The 17,760-nt window shown below is 41.1% G+C and carries 20 protein-coding genes; all 20 read right to left on the bottom strand.

What is annotated here, in order from left to right; translation table 11 throughout:
- Window positions 1-242 (bottom strand): thiamine phosphate synthase (locus FP827_04940; protein MBA3052420.1); only part of this gene is annotated, 242 nt, incomplete at its 3' end.
- A gap of 191 nt (window positions 243-433) precedes the next feature.
- Window positions 434-565, bottom strand: a complete 132-nt coding sequence (locus FP827_04935) for a YHS domain-containing protein (GenBank protein MBA3052419.1) — start codon at window positions 563-565, stop codon at window positions 434-436.
- Window positions 566-576: 11 nt separating this feature from the next.
- Window positions 577-873, bottom strand: coding sequence for a 4Fe-4S dicluster domain-containing protein (locus FP827_04930; GenBank protein ID MBA3052418.1), 297 nt, complete (start codon window positions 871-873; stop codon window positions 577-579).
- Window positions 874-1,042: 169 nt separating this feature from the next.
- Complete coding sequence (locus FP827_04925; protein MBA3052417.1) at window positions 1,043-2,077, bottom strand: acetyl-CoA synthase subunit gamma; 1,035 nt, start codon at window positions 2,075-2,077, stop codon at window positions 1,043-1,045.
- A 116-nt stretch (window positions 2,078-2,193) separates the two neighbouring features.
- A complete protein-coding gene (locus FP827_04920) occupies window positions 2,194-2,895 on the bottom strand; it encodes a hypothetical protein (GenBank protein ID MBA3052416.1) in 702 nt (233 codons plus the stop codon).
- Window positions 2,896-2,918: 23 nt separating this feature from the next.
- A complete protein-coding gene (locus tag FP827_04915; protein ID MBA3052415.1) occupies window positions 2,919-3,209 on the bottom strand; it encodes a hypothetical protein in 291 nt (96 codons plus the stop codon).
- Window positions 3,210-3,226: 17 nt separating this feature from the next.
- Window positions 3,227-3,352, bottom strand: a complete 126-nt coding sequence (locus FP827_04910; GenBank protein ID MBA3052414.1) for a YHS domain-containing protein — start codon at window positions 3,350-3,352, stop codon at window positions 3,227-3,229.
- Window positions 3,353-3,491: 139 nt separating this feature from the next.
- Window positions 3,492-3,860, bottom strand: coding sequence for a class I SAM-dependent methyltransferase (locus FP827_04905; protein MBA3052413.1), 369 nt, complete (start codon window positions 3,858-3,860; stop codon window positions 3,492-3,494).
- 43 nt (window positions 3,861-3,903) lie between these two features.
- Window positions 3,904-4,290 (bottom strand): DUF302 domain-containing protein, encoded by a 387-nt coding sequence (locus FP827_04900; GenBank protein ID MBA3052412.1) that lies wholly within the window; start codon window positions 4,288-4,290, stop codon window positions 3,904-3,906.
- Window positions 4,291-4,373: 83 nt separating this feature from the next.
- Window positions 4,374-5,126 carry an RnfABCDGE type electron transport complex subunit D gene (locus FP827_04895; GenBank protein MBA3052411.1) on the bottom strand — a complete coding sequence of 251 codons (753 nt, stop codon included), beginning with the start codon at window positions 5,124-5,126 and terminating at the stop codon, window positions 4,374-4,376.
- A gap of 5 nt (window positions 5,127-5,131) precedes the next feature.
- Window positions 5,132-5,812, bottom strand: a complete 681-nt coding sequence (locus FP827_04890; protein MBA3052410.1) for a YHS domain-containing protein — start codon at window positions 5,810-5,812, stop codon at window positions 5,132-5,134.
- 190 nt (window positions 5,813-6,002) lie between these two features.
- Window positions 6,003-6,293, bottom strand: a complete 291-nt coding sequence (locus tag FP827_04885; GenBank protein ID MBA3052409.1) for a hypothetical protein — start codon at window positions 6,291-6,293, stop codon at window positions 6,003-6,005.
- Between the two features lie 363 nt (window positions 6,294-6,656).
- Window positions 6,657-6,959 carry a hypothetical protein gene (locus FP827_04880; protein ID MBA3052408.1) on the bottom strand — a complete coding sequence of 101 codons (303 nt, stop codon included), beginning with the start codon at window positions 6,957-6,959 and terminating at the stop codon, window positions 6,657-6,659.
- 128 nt (window positions 6,960-7,087) lie between these two features.
- Complete coding sequence (locus tag FP827_04875; protein ID MBA3052407.1) at window positions 7,088-10,768, bottom strand: efflux RND transporter permease subunit; 3,681 nt, start codon at window positions 10,766-10,768, stop codon at window positions 7,088-7,090.
- Between the two features lie 38 nt (window positions 10,769-10,806).
- On the bottom strand, window positions 10,807-12,834 hold the full coding sequence (locus tag FP827_04870) for a DUF3347 domain-containing protein (protein MBA3052406.1): 2,028 nt from the start codon (window positions 12,832-12,834) through the stop codon (window positions 10,807-10,809).
- A gap of 42 nt (window positions 12,835-12,876) precedes the next feature.
- On the bottom strand, window positions 12,877-14,265 hold the full coding sequence (locus FP827_04865) for a TolC family protein (GenBank protein MBA3052405.1): 1,389 nt from the start codon (window positions 14,263-14,265) through the stop codon (window positions 12,877-12,879).
- A 255-nt stretch (window positions 14,266-14,520) separates the two neighbouring features.
- On the bottom strand, window positions 14,521-15,096 hold the full coding sequence (locus FP827_04860) for a hypothetical protein (protein ID MBA3052404.1): 576 nt from the start codon (window positions 15,094-15,096) through the stop codon (window positions 14,521-14,523).
- Between the two features lie 11 nt (window positions 15,097-15,107).
- Window positions 15,108-15,662, bottom strand: a complete 555-nt coding sequence (locus tag FP827_04855; GenBank protein ID MBA3052403.1) for a zf-HC2 domain-containing protein — start codon at window positions 15,660-15,662, stop codon at window positions 15,108-15,110.
- Between the two features lie 535 nt (window positions 15,663-16,197).
- Window positions 16,198-16,638: an arsenate reductase ArsC gene (locus tag FP827_04850; protein MBA3052402.1), complete on the bottom strand. Its 441-nt coding sequence runs from the start codon at window positions 16,636-16,638 to the stop codon at window positions 16,198-16,200.
- A gap of 81 nt (window positions 16,639-16,719) precedes the next feature.
- The gene (locus FP827_04845) at window positions 16,720-17,517 is read right to left on the bottom strand and encodes a hypothetical protein (GenBank protein ID MBA3052401.1); all 798 of its coding nucleotides are present in this window, start codon (window positions 17,515-17,517) and stop codon (window positions 16,720-16,722) included.
- Window positions 17,518-17,760: the final 243 nt, after the last annotated feature.

Below are 17,760 nucleotides of genomic sequence, written 5' to 3'. Positions count from 1 at the left end.
CCGTCCGATGAAACATCCTTTGCAAGATAAGGATCATCATTGACAATAAAAATAACCTTTTTCTCTCTGCAAAGAAGAGAAAGCTGTTTGCCCTCATCCACCAGTTCGCGGCGGCACATCTTCTTTTCCCTCAACTGAAGAATATCGATTCCTCCTTTAATAGCCAGGGCGGCAACTTCGGCAATCTCTCGTCCTCCTGAGTATCCCCCTCCCGCCACAAAGTAAAAATTAAATCCTTTTATCACTTAAAAACCATATCCTCCTCCGAACAAGTCGGAAAAAATACCCTCAAATTCCCGCCACTCAAAAGCGCTTTTATTCTCGTATATTAACATAAAAAACCCCACCCGCATAAAACAACATTTTGTTTGGCCGCGAACTCCGTCGATTGGTAAAGGCCTTCTGCTGAACATTGAACGAGGGCATGCCGTTTTTATTGCTTATTTATATATTCCCCGGGATTGTTATTAAAAGGACCAGGGCATCCCGCGCAGCAGAAGTAATAACTCTTGCCATTATAATCCGCGGCTTGAGTATTCGCCTTGACTTTAAATTTGGTTCCCATTACCGGACAGGTCAGCAGCCCTTGCCTGACTCATCACAATCACAGCTCGGTTCTGTTCCTTTCAGGATACCATTGATAATACCTGCCGCGCATCCGACTCCGGCTTTAACACTCAAAGCCCCGACAGGACAATTAAGTTCGCAGGCGCCGCATTCCATACAGGCATTCAAATCAGATATAACCGCCTTGCCGTCTTTGATGATAAAAACAGCGTGGGGGCAGACGATTTCACACATACCGCATCCGGTACACTTTTCAGTATTCAATTTTACCGTCGCGACATTCTCTATATATTTAGGTTTTTTCATAAATTAACTCGCAAAACATTAACCACGGAGAGCACGGATAACACTTTTGGTAAAAAAAAATCCTTCCAAAAACTGGGGTACATTTCTGTTTTTATTGTTTCTACAATACTTGCTTCCCTTCTATTTTTTTCTCTTCTTCCTCTGTGGTTACTTTTATACTTCATTTTGCTCACGCAACAAATCTACCTATAATCCATAACACTACCCCTATTAGAATTGCAGCAGCTTGAATAGGTATAGCTATCTTCATTTCTTTTTTTACTCCCGAAAGAGAAGTATACGTTGAAGCGCCGGTAAAATTCATTGCCAGAAAAGACGAAATAGCGGGTACTAATATGAGCCACGCCCATAATTCAAAATTATTGACGCTATTTCTTCCGACGAGAAACAACACACATCCTGTGAATAAACCTGCATAAAATCCCTTAACAGAAAAACTTCTTCCCGGAAGCCAGGGAAGTAAAATCGCATTAATTACTGTCCCTGAAAAAAATGCCGCAAGCAGTGCGGTAACAGCATAAACTCCTGTATTAATCGCCCTGCCGAATATGTAGTCATCGGGACCGAACCCCGAAGACAGAAAAAAAATAATGGACAACAATAACAAATACTTAGAATAAATCATTATTTCCGCAGGAATCAGTTTAAGGCGGTCTCTCATTTCGAATTTAACAGTTCTCATCTCTGCAGTTGTTTTTTTTCCTGCACCCAGAAAAGCCGATAGATCTTCAGCCCTTACGGGTCCGTATTTCACAGAAAAACCTGATCTTTTTTTAACCTCTCCCGCTGAAACTCCCGGGGCTCCTAATTGGGGAACTATGATCTCCCTGTGATTTACTATTTTGGTAAGACCTGTTTCTTCTATGCGCCTTACTATCTCTGCCGTACCGAAAGTGCCCTTGCCTGCGGCGCACCATACATTCACGCCTTTAGTGTCTAGTACCAGAATCCAGGTATCAAACCCGGCAAGCGCCTGACGGAGCATATCAAAACTTAATTTGTAATTGGCTGACACCATAACGGGAGAATCTTTTGCAGGAGAACCTGTCGCATATATGCCCGGGACTACCATATACTTGCCCCGGCCGAGAGTCCATCTTACTTTCCAGTCACCCAGCTTATCTAAAAAGGAAAGCGATGTCGCTACAACAGGAATGCTACCTGTTTCGGTATCAATCTCACCTGTAAAATAATGTTCTTTCATATGAATTTAACCGCCATTGCGTATTTTACATCTTTTTTCACAAAAACGCATTATTATTAAAACCCTTAATTTCCTATAGCTTACCCTAAAACAGCTGCGGGCTATTAATCAAAAATCTATACCGTCGCAAGAAAATAAAAGCCAATACCTAATAACAAGACTCCTGCAGAAATCTTAATAAATGGAATTATTTTACTTGTGCGTAAAGACCAGCGCCCGTAACTTACTCCCAGCAGAATAGCCGCAAGAGGAAGACTGTAGCCGGCTCCGAAAACACCCAGCAACAATGCGCTCTTCAACCACTGCCCCTGTATGCCCGCCACTCCGAGAAGGACTATTAACGCCGGACTGGCGCATGATAAACTGCAAGTTATGGATGCTCCACCCAGTACAAAACCGAATAGTACTGTGCCTAACATTCCCCTGGAAAGTCTTGCGAGCAAAGCCTTTCTGTCTAATTCCGGGATTTTCAATGGCGCCAGATCAAGTGCCATCAGACCAAAAAAAACCAGCAGCAGACCGGTTAGTACTCTGCTGTAACGCCCCAAACCAGTTCCGGCCATCTGTCCCGCAAATCCTATTACCGCTCCTATTACCGTTAGAGAAAGAACCGTTCCGGCCATAAAACTGGCGGCAACAATTAAATTATCGGCTTTCCTCGCATTCTCTTTCGCCCCGGCATAGCCCGCAAGAGCGCCGATCACAGCAACATTACAAACTGAACTTAGCGCACTTAAAATTCCTAAAAGTAAGAGTGTTCCGGTCATAACAAATCCGAAGTCCGACACAGCAAGGATGCTGTTTATCCATTCCTGCATAATTTAAAAACCAGAAAAATATATTATTTGCCGCATCTTGACCCGCAAGGTATTTGAACAACCGACTCGGCGCCGCAGTCAAAAGTTGTTTTACTCTCTTTTTCAGCACAATTTTTCTTAACAAGCGCCGTGGCCGCAACCCCAATCGCAGACAGCATTACGAATACGAATATATATTTTTTTGTTTTAGCGCTAAGTCCTGAACTGATACTTGCGGTAGTTTTTCCACAACAGCAAGACTCTGTTGTTTCATTGCGTGAAGAGCCTGCATCATGTGAGTCAACATCTTTATTTTTTCCATCTACATTGTCCATGTTCATCTAACCTCCAATTATTTAATATATTTTTCCGGATTTTTTTCAAAAGGTTTGTGGCAAGAAGCACAGCAGAAGTAATAACTCTTACCCTTGTAATCCGCGACTTGAGTATTCGCTTTGACTTTAAATTTGGTACCCATTACCGGACAGGTCACAGCCTTGCCGATCTCATCTTCACGCACTTTTCTGAGCAGCGCGCCGTTATCAGTGTCTTCTGCCGTCATCACCGTCATCTCATGATGCTCATCCGCATCCATGCCATGCTGATGTTCATGCTTGTCAGAGCAGGCGGAAACCAGCAAAGCGCAAACAGCCATAAACAATAACTTTTTCATTCTTTCCTCCCATTTTTATCCTGCAATGAGCATTATTTGCTCTTTTTTTTGCCTTATTGATCATTGCATCACTTATATCCACACATACCAACTCTACGGAGTCGTGGTAATGTTTTAAATTTCTTCCTGTTCCAACCCCTGCCTCAAGCACCTTCCCGCGGACATCTTTCAATAATTCAGGTCTCCACTTCTTATAAATTCTTTCCCATGGATAATCCAATATATCATAGTAGATAGCTGTAATATTATATTTTGCCTGTAACAATATATTTTTATCGGCGACCTTTAATTTTTCATTCCATTGGCTCACCATTCCAGCTCCTCTATAGAACCTACTTTATACAAGAAATTCATTCTCACAGATTTTCAATAACTTTTTTTAATTTCTTACTGACTTCACTGCCGACCTCGGCAAGCTTCGGGTTATTAACAGCCTGCATGGAAGCGATTGGATCTATCGCGGCTATTTCAATATCTCCTTCCTCCGTCTCCCGAACAATCACATTACACGGGAGCATAAGTCCTATCTTGTCTTCCGCTTGAAGAGCCTGGTAGGCGAAAGGAGGATTACATGCGCCTAATATTCTGTAATTTTTAAACTCCACAGAAAGTTTTTTCTTGAGCGTAGCCTTAACATCAATATCAGTAAGAATACCGAATCCTTCCTTTTTTAGTTCCACCGTAACTTTATCAATCGCTTCATTAAATGACATTTCAACAATCCTGCTAAAACAATAACTCATTGTACCTCCCAAGCTTGTTCTTCTATTGACATCAACATAACCATATCAATAAAAAATACGTCTCCCTGTTGTTCTTCAAAAGACTATTTCCACTTCTTATTAATTAAAAGGCCAAGTAAATTCGCAACGGCCAAGCCAAGAACTGATGGATCATATGAAGGAAAAATCGACATAAATACCGCTGAAAATATCCCCGCAAGTGAGCCGTAAATTATTCTTCCTTTTAAAGTAACTGGCGATGTTTTGGGTTCTATCAGCATTACGAACATGAAAAAAATATTTACCATTAGTAAAGCATTTGTAATTGCCTGCCCCATGAATATAAAAATAACTCCAAGCAAAACAGATTGAGACACTAAATAACTTAATATGAGGTGGAACCGTTTAAATCTATAAATAATCAATAAACCCAGCGGTATCAATATCCAGTTGATACTTGCTCCCCACCATACCAGATACGCTTTGAACCCAAACATGACAATCAGCAGACCAAAATTAGCGGGGTTGAAAATATGTTTACCGTTTATCTTTACTATGTGTTTTGAGAATATTGCTATTGTTGAGGCGGATACCGCTACATACCATGGAGCGCCGGGCTCCAATAGCATTGCAATTATCAGACCTGAGATTACTGCGCTCGTAGAAAAAAAATATTTTTTTGTTTTTATTAATATAATCAGAAAATCCAATCCAACTGCAGAAAAAAGGCAAAGCAGAATTTGAGGAATAACAATATTTAATCCATGCTGAACTCCTCCCGTAACTGCAAGCAATGCCAGCATTACTATCATCTGATTCTTAATTGTTGTATTGTAGAATCTACTTAAAACACTCATATATTTCACTCTTTTACAATCATTTTACCATGCATTTTTCCATGACCGGCCCCGCAATATATACTGCAATGAAAATGAAATTCTCCGGATTTATCAGCTGTAAACTCAATAATCTGTTCTTGCTTAGCCGGTAGTTTTCTTTTTATCTTGTAATCCTTTATCCCTATTCCGTGATTCACATCTGTACTGATTGCTTTTAATCTTATCTTTTCACCTTTTTTTACTATTATTGTGTCGGGAGAAAATCCAAATTGAAATGCCTTTATATTTATCTCTCTTACTCCGTCTACAATTTCACCTGAAAGCATTCCCTGTTTCTTTTTCATCATACCGCTTTTGTCGCCGGGCATACTCGCAGGTTTGTTTATATATTTCTCTGGATCGGATTTAAAAGGACCGGGGCATCCCGCACAGCAGAAGTAATAACTCTTGCCCTTGTAATCCGCGACTTGAGTCTTCGCCTTGACTTTAAATTTGGTCCCCATTACCGGACAGACAACGGGTTTGCCCACTTCACCCGTACGGGCTTCCCTGAAAACCACGCCGTTATCAACGCCATCATTTTTCATCCCCATCATATCATGCTGACCACTCATTTTATTATCTTCCATGTTATGATTCTCATCTTTGCCAGAACATGCGGCAATAAACCCTACCACAACCGCGATCAACAATAACTTTTTCATTCTTTCCTCCCATTTTTATCCGCGTTTAGCAGTTAACTTTTTTACTCTCCGCTATCCGCTTTCCACTATCATCTATTTTGTATTTCCCTCTCCTCCATCCAACAAGCAGGCAGTACGCAGCAATGCTGGCCGGTTTAATCAACTTCCACAAAACCATACTACTCCATTATAAATAATATTACATCCAGCCCTAATCTCTATGCACGGTTTCCATCTCTTCTGCGCTGAGCCTGCGGAAACTGCGCACCCCTATAACTCTTTCATCCGGCCAAAGACTGCCTGTAATAGAAATTTCTGCCCCTCTGTATTTCTTACTGTTAATTAATTCCTTAGCCTTTTCATTAAGCAGAATATGGTACAATTTGCCTTCATAAGGACATTCCTCTTTACCAGATTTGCCGCACTCCCCGGCCTTTTCAACCATAATTGCTGAATTTTTGCATTTTTCCTTATCATCATGCCCGTAACCTTTTTTGTTCACATACAAAAACTTACCGGGGCAGGTCAGCGTGCCTTTTACAGTTATTTCAGGCGGCGCCTTTATCTCAATTATTTCCCCCTGCGGATATGATTTTTTATGTTTAGAATGCCCTGTCTGTTTTGTCCCGCCGCCTCCATGCCCTCCATGACAGGATGATGCAAAAACAACGCTGCGGTTCTGTAAAAACATCCCGGCCGCCGCTATAACGGCAAGAGTACAGGCAAAATTTAATTTCATCATTTCTTACGGACTGTTTTTCAATCCCAGCTGCTTTTTCTTCATCCAGCAGGGTAATGCCGGTACAAAAATCAGGTTGGTAAGCGTTATAAGCGAAATTGCCATAATATATGAGCGCGGCTTACATCAATTGCGATTCAAAATACACAGTATGTCCCCTCTTTGATAAAGAATAATTGCCAGCAATATCATCATATAGATAATTCCCAGCGCTATTCCCCAATATGCATACTTCCTTTCTTTAACATTTCCGTTTCTTTTTATCCCGAGCAGCGCTATAATTCCGAAACCTACCGCGGCCAGCGCTCTTTCCAGGCCCAGCAACTGTATGAACGATAAAATACCAAGAAATAAACTGAACAGAGCATATGGATAATTCTTTTCTACTCTCTTTACTTCTGTTTTTTCTGCAACTGTGTTATCTTCCATTTTCTACCCCCTGCTTTCTTTTTTATTCTTCTTCACAATTTATGGCATCATCCCTTTCCTTATCAGAACATAATCCTAACCCCGATAAGTATACCGGGGGCTCTCTCCAATTGAGAATCTCCATTCTTTTATTTTTCTGATTTTTCTTCCTTTATCAGTTCTTTTTCACGTAACCAGCAGTACCCTACCGGGACGATAAAGAGCGTAATCAGCTCAATGGTCATGCCTCCCACAGCCGGCAATGCCATAGGAATCATTACATCAGCCCCTCGTCCGGTCGATGTCAATATTGGCAGCAAAGCCAGAATAGTAGTAGCCGTTGTCATAAGACACGGCCTGACACGGCGCATACCGGCAAACAAAGTCGCTTCCCTTATTTCACGAATGGTTTTTGGTTTTCTCTCGGCGAAGCTTTGCTCAAGATAGGTTGCTACAACCACACCGTCATCGCTGGCAATTCCGAAAAGGGCCAGAAACCCCACCCATACCGCAACACTTAAATTATAGGTCTGCATATTGAATAAATCCCTGAAATAATTTCCGAAAAAAGGAAAATACATAAACCACTCCTGGGCATAAAGCCATATCAGAATAAAGCCTCCGCTGAAAGCCACTATAATACTGCTGAAAACCAGAAAAGTCGTTGTTACACGCTTAAACTGAAAATACAATATCAAGAAAATAATAAACAGGCTGAGCGGCAGAACGAGCGCTAATTTTTTTTCGCTTCTAACCTGATTTTCATAACTGCCGGCGAATTTATAGCTCGTCCCGGGCGGCAAAACCAGTTCGCCTGAATCAATACTGCTCTGAAGATAATTTTGCGCGGCATTTACGACATTGACTTCCGCAACATCCGGAATTTTATCGAACAGAACGTACCCGACAAGAAATGTATCTTCACTCTTAATAACCTGCGGGCCGCGCTCAAACTTCAAAACCGCTATCTGTGATAACGGTATCTGGGCCCCTGTTTTTGTCGGAATAAGGACTTTCTGCAAATCTTCTACAGAATCCCTGAATTCTCTGGGATATCTGACCCTTACCGGATAACGCTCCCTTCCCTCAACCGTAGTCGTCAATTTCATGCCGCCGATGGCGACTTCAATGACATCCTGAACATCCTGGATATTAAGACCGTAGCGGGCGATTTTTTCGCGGTCAATACTAAATTCAATATAGGGCTTACCCACAATACGATCGGCAATAACCGCGCTGGCTTCAACCCCGGGAACTTCTTTTAACAATTTCTCTATCTGTAAACCAACCTTCTCTATTTCTTTAAGGTTCTTTCCTAATATTTTAACGCCCATGGGAGCCCTCATTCCCGACTGAAGCATAACAATTCTGGCGGCAATCGGCTGCAATTTCGGGGCTGATGTCGTGCCGGGAATCTTGCTCACTTTTAAAATTTCCGTCCAAATATCATCGGGTGTTTTAATATGTTTTCTCCACAAACGCGGCCGTTTTCCGGTCTTAACGTCTCTTTCTCCATATTCCGGTTTATAACTGATAACCGTTTCTATCATAGAAATCGGTGCGGGGTCTAACGGAGATTCAACCCTCCCGAGTTTTCCAACAACTGATTCAACTTCGGGAATCTGACTGATTAGAATATCCTGCTTTTGCAGCACATCAAGAGCTTCACCAATTGAAGCATGCGGCATAGTTGTAGGCATAAAAAGATATGATCCTTCATCAAGGGGCGGCATAAATTCTTTGCCCAGCCCGGGAAAGGAATGATTCAATACGCTGAGCGGCCAAATTCTTAAAACAGTTGATTCTTTGATACCTATTTTGCTTAAATTTCCTGTTATGGGCGAGAGCACGGACGCAAAGCCCAGCCAAATGGTCATTCCAAAGATAAATATTGATAACGGAATCAGCATAAACAAACGTTTATCATTAAGCAAATACATCAATATCTTCGGATAAACTTCCATAAATCTATGAAAAAACCACATAATCGTAAAAAGGACGCCGCCTACAAAAATAACATTCAGAATAAACCCCTTTCCAAATCCTAAGGGCATCCAGTAGTGGGTAAGAAAAATTCCCACGAGTCCGATTGCTATCCAATTGGAATGTTTTAAAAATATATCTTTTACCCGGGAAGGTATCCGTTCTTCAAAAATTAGATAAAGGCCATATACCAGAATACCAGCGCCGATAATTGAAGATACTTTAAATCCGATAAAAGCGGCGGCCGCTACGATAATTGCTTTAATGCCTTGTTTAATTCCCTCAAGCGGTTTTTTTCTTTTAACAAACAATATATGAGACAGCGCCGGAATAACTAAAAGCGCGATGATAACTGATGCCAGGAGCGCGAAAGTTTTGGTAAACGCCAATGGCTTAAAAAGTTTGCCCTCAGGGCCGGCCATAGTAAACACTGCCAAGAATGAAACGATTGTTGTGGAAATCGCCGTTAAGATTGCGCCGCCAACTTCACTTGCCGCCCTATAAACTACGGTTATCGGATTTTCTGTCCCTTTGGACTCATTAAGATGGTTAATGATGTTCTCACACATTATAATTCCCATATCAACGATTGTCCCGATGGCAATTGCAATTCCGGCCAAAGACATAACATTGGCGTCAACCTTGAAAACTTTCATCATAATGAAGGCCATGAGTACAGCCATCGGCAAACTGAATGAAACAACTAAAGAGCTTTTTAGATGCATCAAAAACACAAGTATGACAATAATAGTAATCAATATCTGCTGAGTGAGCGCCTCGCTTAAAGTACCCAGAGTTTCATTGATCAGTTTCGTTCGATCGTAAAAGGGTACTATCCTGACCTTTGATACTGTTCCATCCTCAAGTACTTTTGTAGGCAGCCCCCTCTCCAGCTGGGAGATCTTTTTCTTAATATTTTTTATAGCCTCCATTGGATTGCCGCCGTAACGCACAACAACGACGCCGCCGACAACTTCCGCTCCCTGTTTATCCAAAGCCCCTCTTCTTAATGCCGGGCCAAAATTCACCTGCCGGGCTACATTCTTAACATAAATAGGAACATTGTCATTTGTTTTAATAATGATGTTTTCAATATCCTTGAGATTTTTAATAAACCCGATGCCGCGCACCACATATTCTACCTTGTTAAATTCTACAGTCTTTGCCCCCACATCAATATTAGCCCTCTTGACTGCCATCATTATGTCATGTAACCCTACGTTGTAGGCGCGCATCGCGTCCGGGTCAACATCAATCTGATATTCTTTGACATAGCCCCCTACCGAAGCGACCTCGCTTATCCCTTCTGCCGATTGCAGGGCATACTTCACATACCAATCCTGTATAGAGCGCAGTTCAGCCAAGCTAAAACCTTTCCCTTCCAGTGTATACCAGAATATCTGTCCCAGAGCTGTCGCATCCGGACCAAGCGCCGGAACGACGCCGTCCGGCAAACCTTTTTGAGCGCTGCTTAAACGTTCCAGTACACGGGATCTCGACCAATAAAACTCAACACTCTCATTAAAAATCACATATATCGTGGAAAAACCAAAAGCAGAGTAACTGCGAATACTCTTAACGCCCGGAATTCCCTGAAGCGCTATAGCCAGCGGATACGTTACCTGGTCTTCCATGTCCTGCGGCGACCGCCCCATCCACTCTGTAAAAACTATCTGCTGATTTTCTCCGATATCGGGAATAGCGTCAACAGGCACAGGGCCTCTCGGCACAATGCTTCCTTTGATATCAAAAGGCATAACAGAAATTCCCCAGAGAATTACCCCGATGATAAACAACGCTGTTACTAGCTTATTCTCAAGAAAGAATTTTATAAGTTTATTTAACATAAAAGATCCCCCTGCGAATTACGCGCCTGAATTTACCCTTAATGTCCTTCATGGCCCATAATAGGTTTTGTTTCCATAATTTTTCTTCCGTATTCTTTTTTTATTTCACCGCACTTTAACATTTTTGACCCGAAATACGGATTTCTAACTTCCTTTGAATCCTGCAGCCAATAGCCGCCTTTATTGTTAAACGCCATCGAACAAAAAACCAAATATAGGGTCTGTTTTTCTTTGTATTCATACTTCTCAAAAATGTTCTTGAGATTGTTGGAAAGCGCTGCAAATTGTTTTCTCAAGGCATCAGTGTTATGGTCAATCTGTTTCACTGCCGCTCTTAACTGTTTTATTTCTGCCGCTATCCCTGAAGTTTTGACTTCCAATGAATCAGCTTTAATAATCTGTGATATTTGATCTCTGAATTTCTCGAGCGCCCCGGCTGCCGCATGAGGATTATCCTCAGACAAAGCCTTTGCGGCAGACAGATAATAACTTAAAGCGGAAGTCAATATCCCGGCGCTTTCACTTGCGGCTTTACCGCCTTGCGTAAAAATATTTTCAGTTTCGCTGTAATACCCGGCAGGATTCATCATACTCGGTTTTGCCTGAATCTGAAGAGCGCTGTCAATTTTGAAGTTGCCTTGAGTAACAACACGTTCCCCCGCTCTTAACCCGGAAAGAACAATATACTGATTGCCCGCCCGGGGGCCTAGAACTACTTCACGCCCTTCATATCGTTTTGTGGTATCCTTCTTCGTTTCATTTTCAACGTACACAACAGCCCGTTTCCCGGTAATCAATGGCGCGGTTGTGGGAATAACAAGAACCTTTTTTTGAACAGCCGGTTTTGCGGCAAAACCAAACTCGCTCGTCCTGATAAGCTCCATACCGCAAATATCACAAGGTTCCTGCTTATCTTTTATAACATCCGGGTGCATCGGGCATATCCATTTACCTGCTAAATCTTTTTCATAAACCTTGCCGTCCTGGCCCAGAACAGCCTGTATATTTGCCCGCACAAACATACCGGGTTTAAGTTTCCCCTTCGCATTATCCACATTCACCCTTAATTTTATGGTCCTGGTCTTTTCATCGACAAAAGGTTCAATAAACGCTATTTTGCCGTGGAACACTTCCCCCGGAAAACTTTCGGCCTCAATTTTCACGCGCTGGCCGTAATGCAGCCATTGAACATCACTTTCATAAGCGTCCAGGAATAACCATACTTTGCTTAAATCCGCAATCGTATAAATTTTATCGCCTGTTTTTACATACATCCCTTCAAAACCATTCTTCTGAATAACCGTTCCGGCAACAGGAGAATAGATGGTCATATGTTTATCGGGAGTTTCCCGTTTCACAATTTCATCAATCTGCTCTTCTTTGATCCCATAGAGTCTCAATTTTTCTCTGGCGCTTTCTAATGTCATTCTTGCCGTGTCGCGAAGGATACCAAGCTGACTGTCCTTTGTCTCTTTCATATTTTTTATGGCCTGTAAATACTCTTCTTGTGTTGCTAATAATTCCGGACTATACAGTTTGATAAGATGGTCGCCTTTTCTTACATTTACTCCGGTAAAATCAACAAATAGTCTGTCAATACGGCCGGGAACCCAGGCGCTGATATAGGAAAGACGCGTCTCATCATAATCAACCTTTCCGACTAACCTCACTTCATTGGATACTTTCTGGTATTTAACTTCCACCGTTTCAATTTCAGCCAAACTTTGACCGGCTTCATTAAGTGTCAAAGAAACATCCCCTCCGGCTTCTTCTTCCTCTCCATCTGCGTAAACGGGAATAAGATCCATCGCACAAATGGGGCACGGCCCTTTTTTAGGAAGTTTTATCTGGGGATGCATTGAACATGTCCAATACTTTACCTTCTTTTCACGCGAAACACCGGCCATGTCACTTCTTTCTGCCGAATCCCCTTTTTTTAAATTAAGGCCGGGAAAAATATTAGCAATAATGAGCCCGGCCGCCACGCTTGCGGCAATTAATTTCCAATGTTTCTTTCCTGCGTTGAGAATCTCTTTTTTCACATTGGCAATAAAATCATTTATCATGACATTTCTCCTTTCTATGGGTTAAGTATTCATTAATCATTATCATTCTGTTTCACCCGGATCTACCGGAAATTCTCCTAATAAACTTTTTAATTCAGCTATACGCTGATAAAAATTAGCATTTTGACGATAATACGCTAATTGAAAATTAAAAAGAACCCTTTGCGCGTCTATAAGAGAAAGAAAATCTTCTTTCCCTCCCTGATAGCCGAACTGAGTTGCATTTAATGTTTGCGTCGCCTTTGGTAATAAAGCATCTTTATAGAGATTTGATTGCCGCAACGCGTCACGTATTTTGTAATGAACATAATTTAACCGGGTTAACAATTCATTTTGTTTATTCACTAATAATTCTTCCGCGGCTTTTAAGGAAGCCCTTGATTCCCTCACTCCGGCGTTTAAACGGCCAAACCAAAGCGGCAAATTAAATGAAACCATAACCATTACCGGATCTTTCCCGCTATCAACAGCGCCTGGATTCAATGCATCGGCCGTTTCAATCTTCGTTACGCCGACACTAAGATCGGGAAAATACTCTCTTTTGGCAAGCTTCAGCGAATCCCTGTTTTCTTCAATATTCTCGGTCAAAGACAGAAGCTCGGGATTATGTTTTGTTAATTCATCATAGAGCCCGTTTATTTCTTCATATTTTTGTCCCAGCACAGCACCTTCCAATGTTTCATCCGGCCAGGGGAGAAGATTATCCATTGGCAGATTCAACAGCGCATTCAAACGTGAAACCAGAGGCAATCTTGAGTCTTCAAGGCTTAATAAATCATTTTCGAGCTTACCTAATTCAACCTGCACTTTCAATAAATCATGGTTCGGAGCTAAACCTGTTCTATATTTAGTTTGTGCGACACTCTCAAAAATTTTCAGCAGCTTGATATTTTCATTCATCAAAAGAATAGCCTTGCTCAAATAGGCATACTCATAATACGCATCGGTAATCTTATTAATCTGCTCCAGCCTCTGTTTATTCAGGTTATAGAAAGATTCTTCTGAAGCTCTAAATGCTTTACTTCTACGAATCCACAATTTATCAAGAAGCGGGAATTTCTGATTGATTGAATAGGCTCTTTCCTGAGGACCTACCCGAGTTTCTACACCTTCAATGTACTTTGTATATGTGAATTGCGGATCAGGAAGCGAGAATGCTTGAGATATTTTGGCAAATGATGCTTTCCATTTATAAAAGGCTGCTTTAAGCCCCGGATTATTCATGAGGCCTGCTTTAATATAATCACTTAATCTGGCATCATCTCCAATTTCAATAGTTTCATTTTTTTCATTGTCTGCTATTACTCTTTCCTGATTTTTGATTTGTTTTTTTCTTTCAGAAAGCGTCGAGGCGCCATAAGAGATGCCTGCTATTGAACATAACAGTACAAATACTGATAAATTCATCGTTAGTTTTCCAGGGAAATTCATATACGCCCTCCCTCATTACCCCGTATTGAAAATTTCTTAATTATAACAGTCTTTTTTTCCATTTAGCAGGACTCCTTATTTAAACCAACTATCTTCTTCCTCTGAAAACCACAGCCCTTTGATGAAGCGATGCATATACTCACTACCCTGATTATCGGGTATTGAGTGGAGAACCGCTAACTCAATTTGGCGACACCTCTCCGTGCTTCTCGGAGCGAAACCCTTCGAAGCGTAGAAATAGTGTCACTGTAAAGCCTATTTTTTCTTCTTTTCAATCAACTTCATACCGCATTTCGGACATTTGCCCGGCTTATCAAAATCACCGCCGCACATTGAACAGGTATATCCCGCTTTTGATGGAGCATACTTGACAAAGTCAATTTCTATTACTCTTTCATCAGAATACAGTTTGCCCACGACAATAACATCTCTGCCCTTGTTATTTGCCTGTAATAAATCTTCACTTTTGTCATTGGCAAGTATGTGAAATAAAACCCCTGTCTCTTCTTTTAATTTTTCCCCTTTCGGACTCATTACCTTTTCCGTCTTAATAGCATAAGAACAGCCATAGACGCTGCATTGAGATTCTGCTTTTTTTGATTTCTTTAAACTGCAGGAAGTACATACAAGTGTGCCGGTAACAACAACCTGCCCCTTTTCCGGCTTCGGCGTAGCAGCAGTTACCGCGTCTACTTTTATGTTTGGCGCTTTTTTTTCTTTTGATTCGACTTCGGCATGATCACAGCTCCCTCCCCCGCACCCGGACCCGTTTACATTCCCAATGAAAACACTCATTGTTAAAACTACAGCCGTAAAAATAAACTTATTCATCCTTGTCTCCTTTATTCTCTTCTACCATCTTTCAAGCATTTTTTCCCGCATTGACCGCATCCCATTTCTTTTGTCTGATTCTCACACTTCTTCGCGCAGGCTTTTTCAATACATCCAATCCCCCTCTCAAAAAGTCTTGCGCAGGACATTGGAGTGAGCGACGCAGTGAGTACTCCCTCCTCTACGTATGCCATTACAATTTCCTTATGCACAGAGCTGTCTTTTATTGTGGATTTATATGCGTAAAGAAGTGTTGAAGAAAAGAAAGTGATCATCAAAACCAATCCCGCCGCCGCATAAGCCGGCAGAAAAATAAGTTTTCTATAAAATATGTTTGCCCGTTCCTTCTCTTTTTCAACCCTTTTCCAGAAGTTCATTTTAAAATATGAGGATGGATTCACTTCTTCCGCGGGAATAGCTTCTTGTATTTTCTTTAAACCTTTATAGTCTGTCATACAAAGCTGACAGGAATCCATATGCGCCCATAAATCAGCGATGTCTTTTTCCAGAAGCTCACTATCTATATAAGCCGAGATCATCCTCTGCGCCTTTTCACATTTCATCATATTTTATCGCCCCTTTTACCGTTTACCGTCTCCCGTTTACCGTCTACTTTTTCTACGTCCATCGTCCTAGCCCCAAAGGGGCGATCGTCCCTCGTCCTTCGTGTTTCCCTTCTACCTTTTACCTTCCTCACTATATTAAACGCTCAAACTCCCAAAAACTTGCGTTCTGCTAGCCTGTGGTGAGCCTGTCGAACTGGCTGGCCATATCCAGTTATGTTATAATTCATTGTAAACAAAAATAATCATTTTATAATTGCGGGGAGCGAAACTGCGAAGCAATCTCAACATTTAATCCTCTCCATTGATGGGAGAGGACTAAGGAGGATTTTCTCATGGCTCGCAAGCTCGCCATACGCAAGAGAACTCTTCACGCCGCGGCGGACTCGCATAAGAGACGGTCGGTGGCGGAAAAAAATTAAAAGGTGGTTTTTGCTTCTTCTTTTGGTGGATAAGCAGGCACACAAAGGGCGATGCGGAAATCTGAAGGATTGAAACTGCCCGACTGTAACTGCTGGACGAAAGGGAAAGTATAGTGTTATTTTTTGTACAAGAAACCTTCTATTTTATGTTTGATTTCATCCCTCACTTTTCTAAATATAATGAGCCTTTCTTCATCCTCACCTTGAGCGTCTGCTGGATCTTCTAAATTCCAATGGATTTTTTCACATTCACCCGGAAGTATGGGGCAAGTTTGTTTTGCATTATCACAAACGGTAATAACATAATCAAATTGCTGGTTCAAAAATTCAGAGACAGACTTTGAACGCTGCCCTGAAATATCAACTCCAACTTCATTCATTACTTTAACAGATAATGGGTTGACTTGTGTAGGATTAACTCCCGCGCTATAAGCCTCAAATTTATCTCCGCCTAGATGTTTTAAGAAACCTTCTGCCATTTGGCTGCGACAGGAATTGCCGGTACACAGGAATTGCACTTTCTTTGGGGAAATGGGGAGCCCCTTAGACACCGACATCTTACAAGTACCCTAATTTATTTAAAATGTATATATAAAGGACTTCAAAATGCAATAAATGGAATTGACCGAAACGTAACATTAATTATTCTTTAATCTTAATACATCATGAAGAAGTGAATTTCCATCACAACGATAACAATGATTTTCATCATCAAAGGGTATACCAGAATTAGTTACAATTTCGCCAGCTTCAAGAATTGTATCTATATACCAGTCAGCATAAGGCGCTCTATGTCCTTCAAGTTTTGAACCTGGATTTGGAGACCAGACAAAAGGAACTACGCTAGCTCCTATTTCACTCAAAGCTTTAATACCTTCCAGGAATGTACTTTTGGGTTCTAATCCCATAACTAACACTGCAAATACATTTCCATGTCCGAAAATATTTACAGCCTTCTCTATTTGTATCAAAAATTCCTTATGAGTGGTCGATTTCGATTTCCCGGGACAAATGGCATTATATAGTTCTTCATCCCATATTTCCATACTGTAACCAATAGCCTTTATTCCAGAATCATAATATTTTACAATATCATCATTTTTTGCCGGTGATGGTAAAACAGTGCCGGGAATCCTTTCAAATCCAGTATGCTTCCTGATGCTATTGATTATACTTGTAACTAGCTCTGTTTCTTTTTGGCTTGAAAAGCAACCACCTGTAAGCAAAATATGATTTACAATTCCTTCATCCCATGCTGTTTTTGCCACCTCTCCGATGGACTCAACATCTTTTTTCTTAAGAACAGAATTGTATGTCTGACTGGTAGATACTAGATTACAGAATAAACATTCTTTTCCTGAACTAAAATGAGAGCAATAATTTTGATAACAAAAAAATAAGCAATCTTCTCCTCCAATTTGCCCTACTTTGAACATTTCATCCCCAGAAGAAGTTTTTTTGTTATAGAACTCTGGACGTTTGATCCATTTAATTTTACATATGTTTTCTTCTCCACAAAATAGTTGCAGACAATTTGTTGTGTCTTGGATATTGTACTTTGAATTAGCTAAAAAACATGCAAAGACTTAAAAGAATTGTTTGTTTGGGTGGCAGCAATGCTATGCCTCAAGCGGTTTTAGCCGGTCTCAAAAAATATCCGGTAAAATTGTCAGTGATTT

The sequence above is a fragment of the Candidatus Omnitrophota bacterium genome, from assembly GCA_013791745.1.
In the GTDB taxonomy this organism is placed as follows: domain Bacteria; phylum CG03; class CG03; order CG03; family CG03; genus CG03.
This window is presented reverse-complemented; position numbering and strand designations above follow the sequence as displayed.

Bases quoted from the DNA above. Each gene is read 5' to 3' on its own strand.
- FP827_04935 (MBA3052419.1), bottom strand. From the start codon at position 565: ATGGGAACCAAATTTAAAGTCAAGGCGAATACTCAAGCCGCGGATTAT.
- FP827_04930 (MBA3052418.1), bottom strand. From the start codon at position 873: ATGAAAAAACCTAAATATATAGAGAATGTCGCGACGGTAAAATTGAAT.
- FP827_04925 (MBA3052417.1), bottom strand. From the start codon at position 2,077: ATGAAAGAACATTATTTTACAGGTGAGATTGATACCGAAACAGGTAGC.
- FP827_04920 (MBA3052416.1), bottom strand. From the start codon at position 2,895: ATGCAGGAATGGATAAACAGCATCCTTGCTGTGTCGGACTTCGGATTT.
- FP827_04915 (MBA3052415.1), bottom strand. From the start codon at position 3,209: ATGGACAATGTAGATGGAAAAAATAAAGATGTTGACTCACATGATGCA.
- FP827_04910 (MBA3052414.1), bottom strand. From the start codon at position 3,352: ATGGGTACCAAATTTAAAGTCAAAGCGAATACTCAAGTCGCGGATTAC.
- FP827_04905 (MBA3052413.1), bottom strand. From the start codon at position 3,860: ATGGTGAGCCAATGGAATGAAAAATTAAAGGTCGCCGATAAAAATATA.
- FP827_04900 (MBA3052412.1), bottom strand. From the start codon at position 4,290: ATGAGTTATTGTTTTAGCAGGATTGTTGAAATGTCATTTAATGAAGCG.
- FP827_04895 (MBA3052411.1), bottom strand. From the start codon at position 5,126: ATGAGTGTTTTAAGTAGATTCTACAATACAACAATTAAGAATCAGATG.
- FP827_04890 (MBA3052410.1), bottom strand. From the start codon at position 5,812: ATGAAAAAGTTATTGTTGATCGCGGTTGTGGTAGGGTTTATTGCCGCA.
- FP827_04880 (MBA3052408.1), bottom strand. From the start codon at position 6,959: ATGGAAGATAACACAGTTGCAGAAAAAACAGAAGTAAAGAGAGTAGAA.
- FP827_04875 (MBA3052407.1), bottom strand. From the start codon at position 10,768: ATGTTAAATAAACTTATAAAATTCTTTCTTGAGAATAAGCTAGTAACA.
- FP827_04870 (MBA3052406.1), bottom strand. From the start codon at position 12,834: ATGATAAATGATTTTATTGCCAATGTGAAAAAAGAGATTCTCAACGCA.
- FP827_04865 (MBA3052405.1), bottom strand. From the start codon at position 14,265: ATGAATTTCCCTGGAAAACTAACGATGAATTTATCAGTATTTGTACTG.
- FP827_04860 (MBA3052404.1), bottom strand. From the start codon at position 15,096: ATGAATAAGTTTATTTTTACGGCTGTAGTTTTAACAATGAGTGTTTTC.
- FP827_04855 (MBA3052403.1), bottom strand. From the start codon at position 15,662: ATGATGAAATGTGAAAAGGCGCAGAGGATGATCTCGGCTTATATAGAT.
- FP827_04850 (MBA3052402.1), bottom strand. From the start codon at position 16,638: ATGTCGGTGTCTAAGGGGCTCCCCATTTCCCCAAAGAAAGTGCAATTC.
- FP827_04845 (MBA3052401.1), bottom strand. From the start codon at position 17,517: ATGTTCAAAGTAGGGCAAATTGGAGGAGAAGATTGCTTATTTTTTTGT.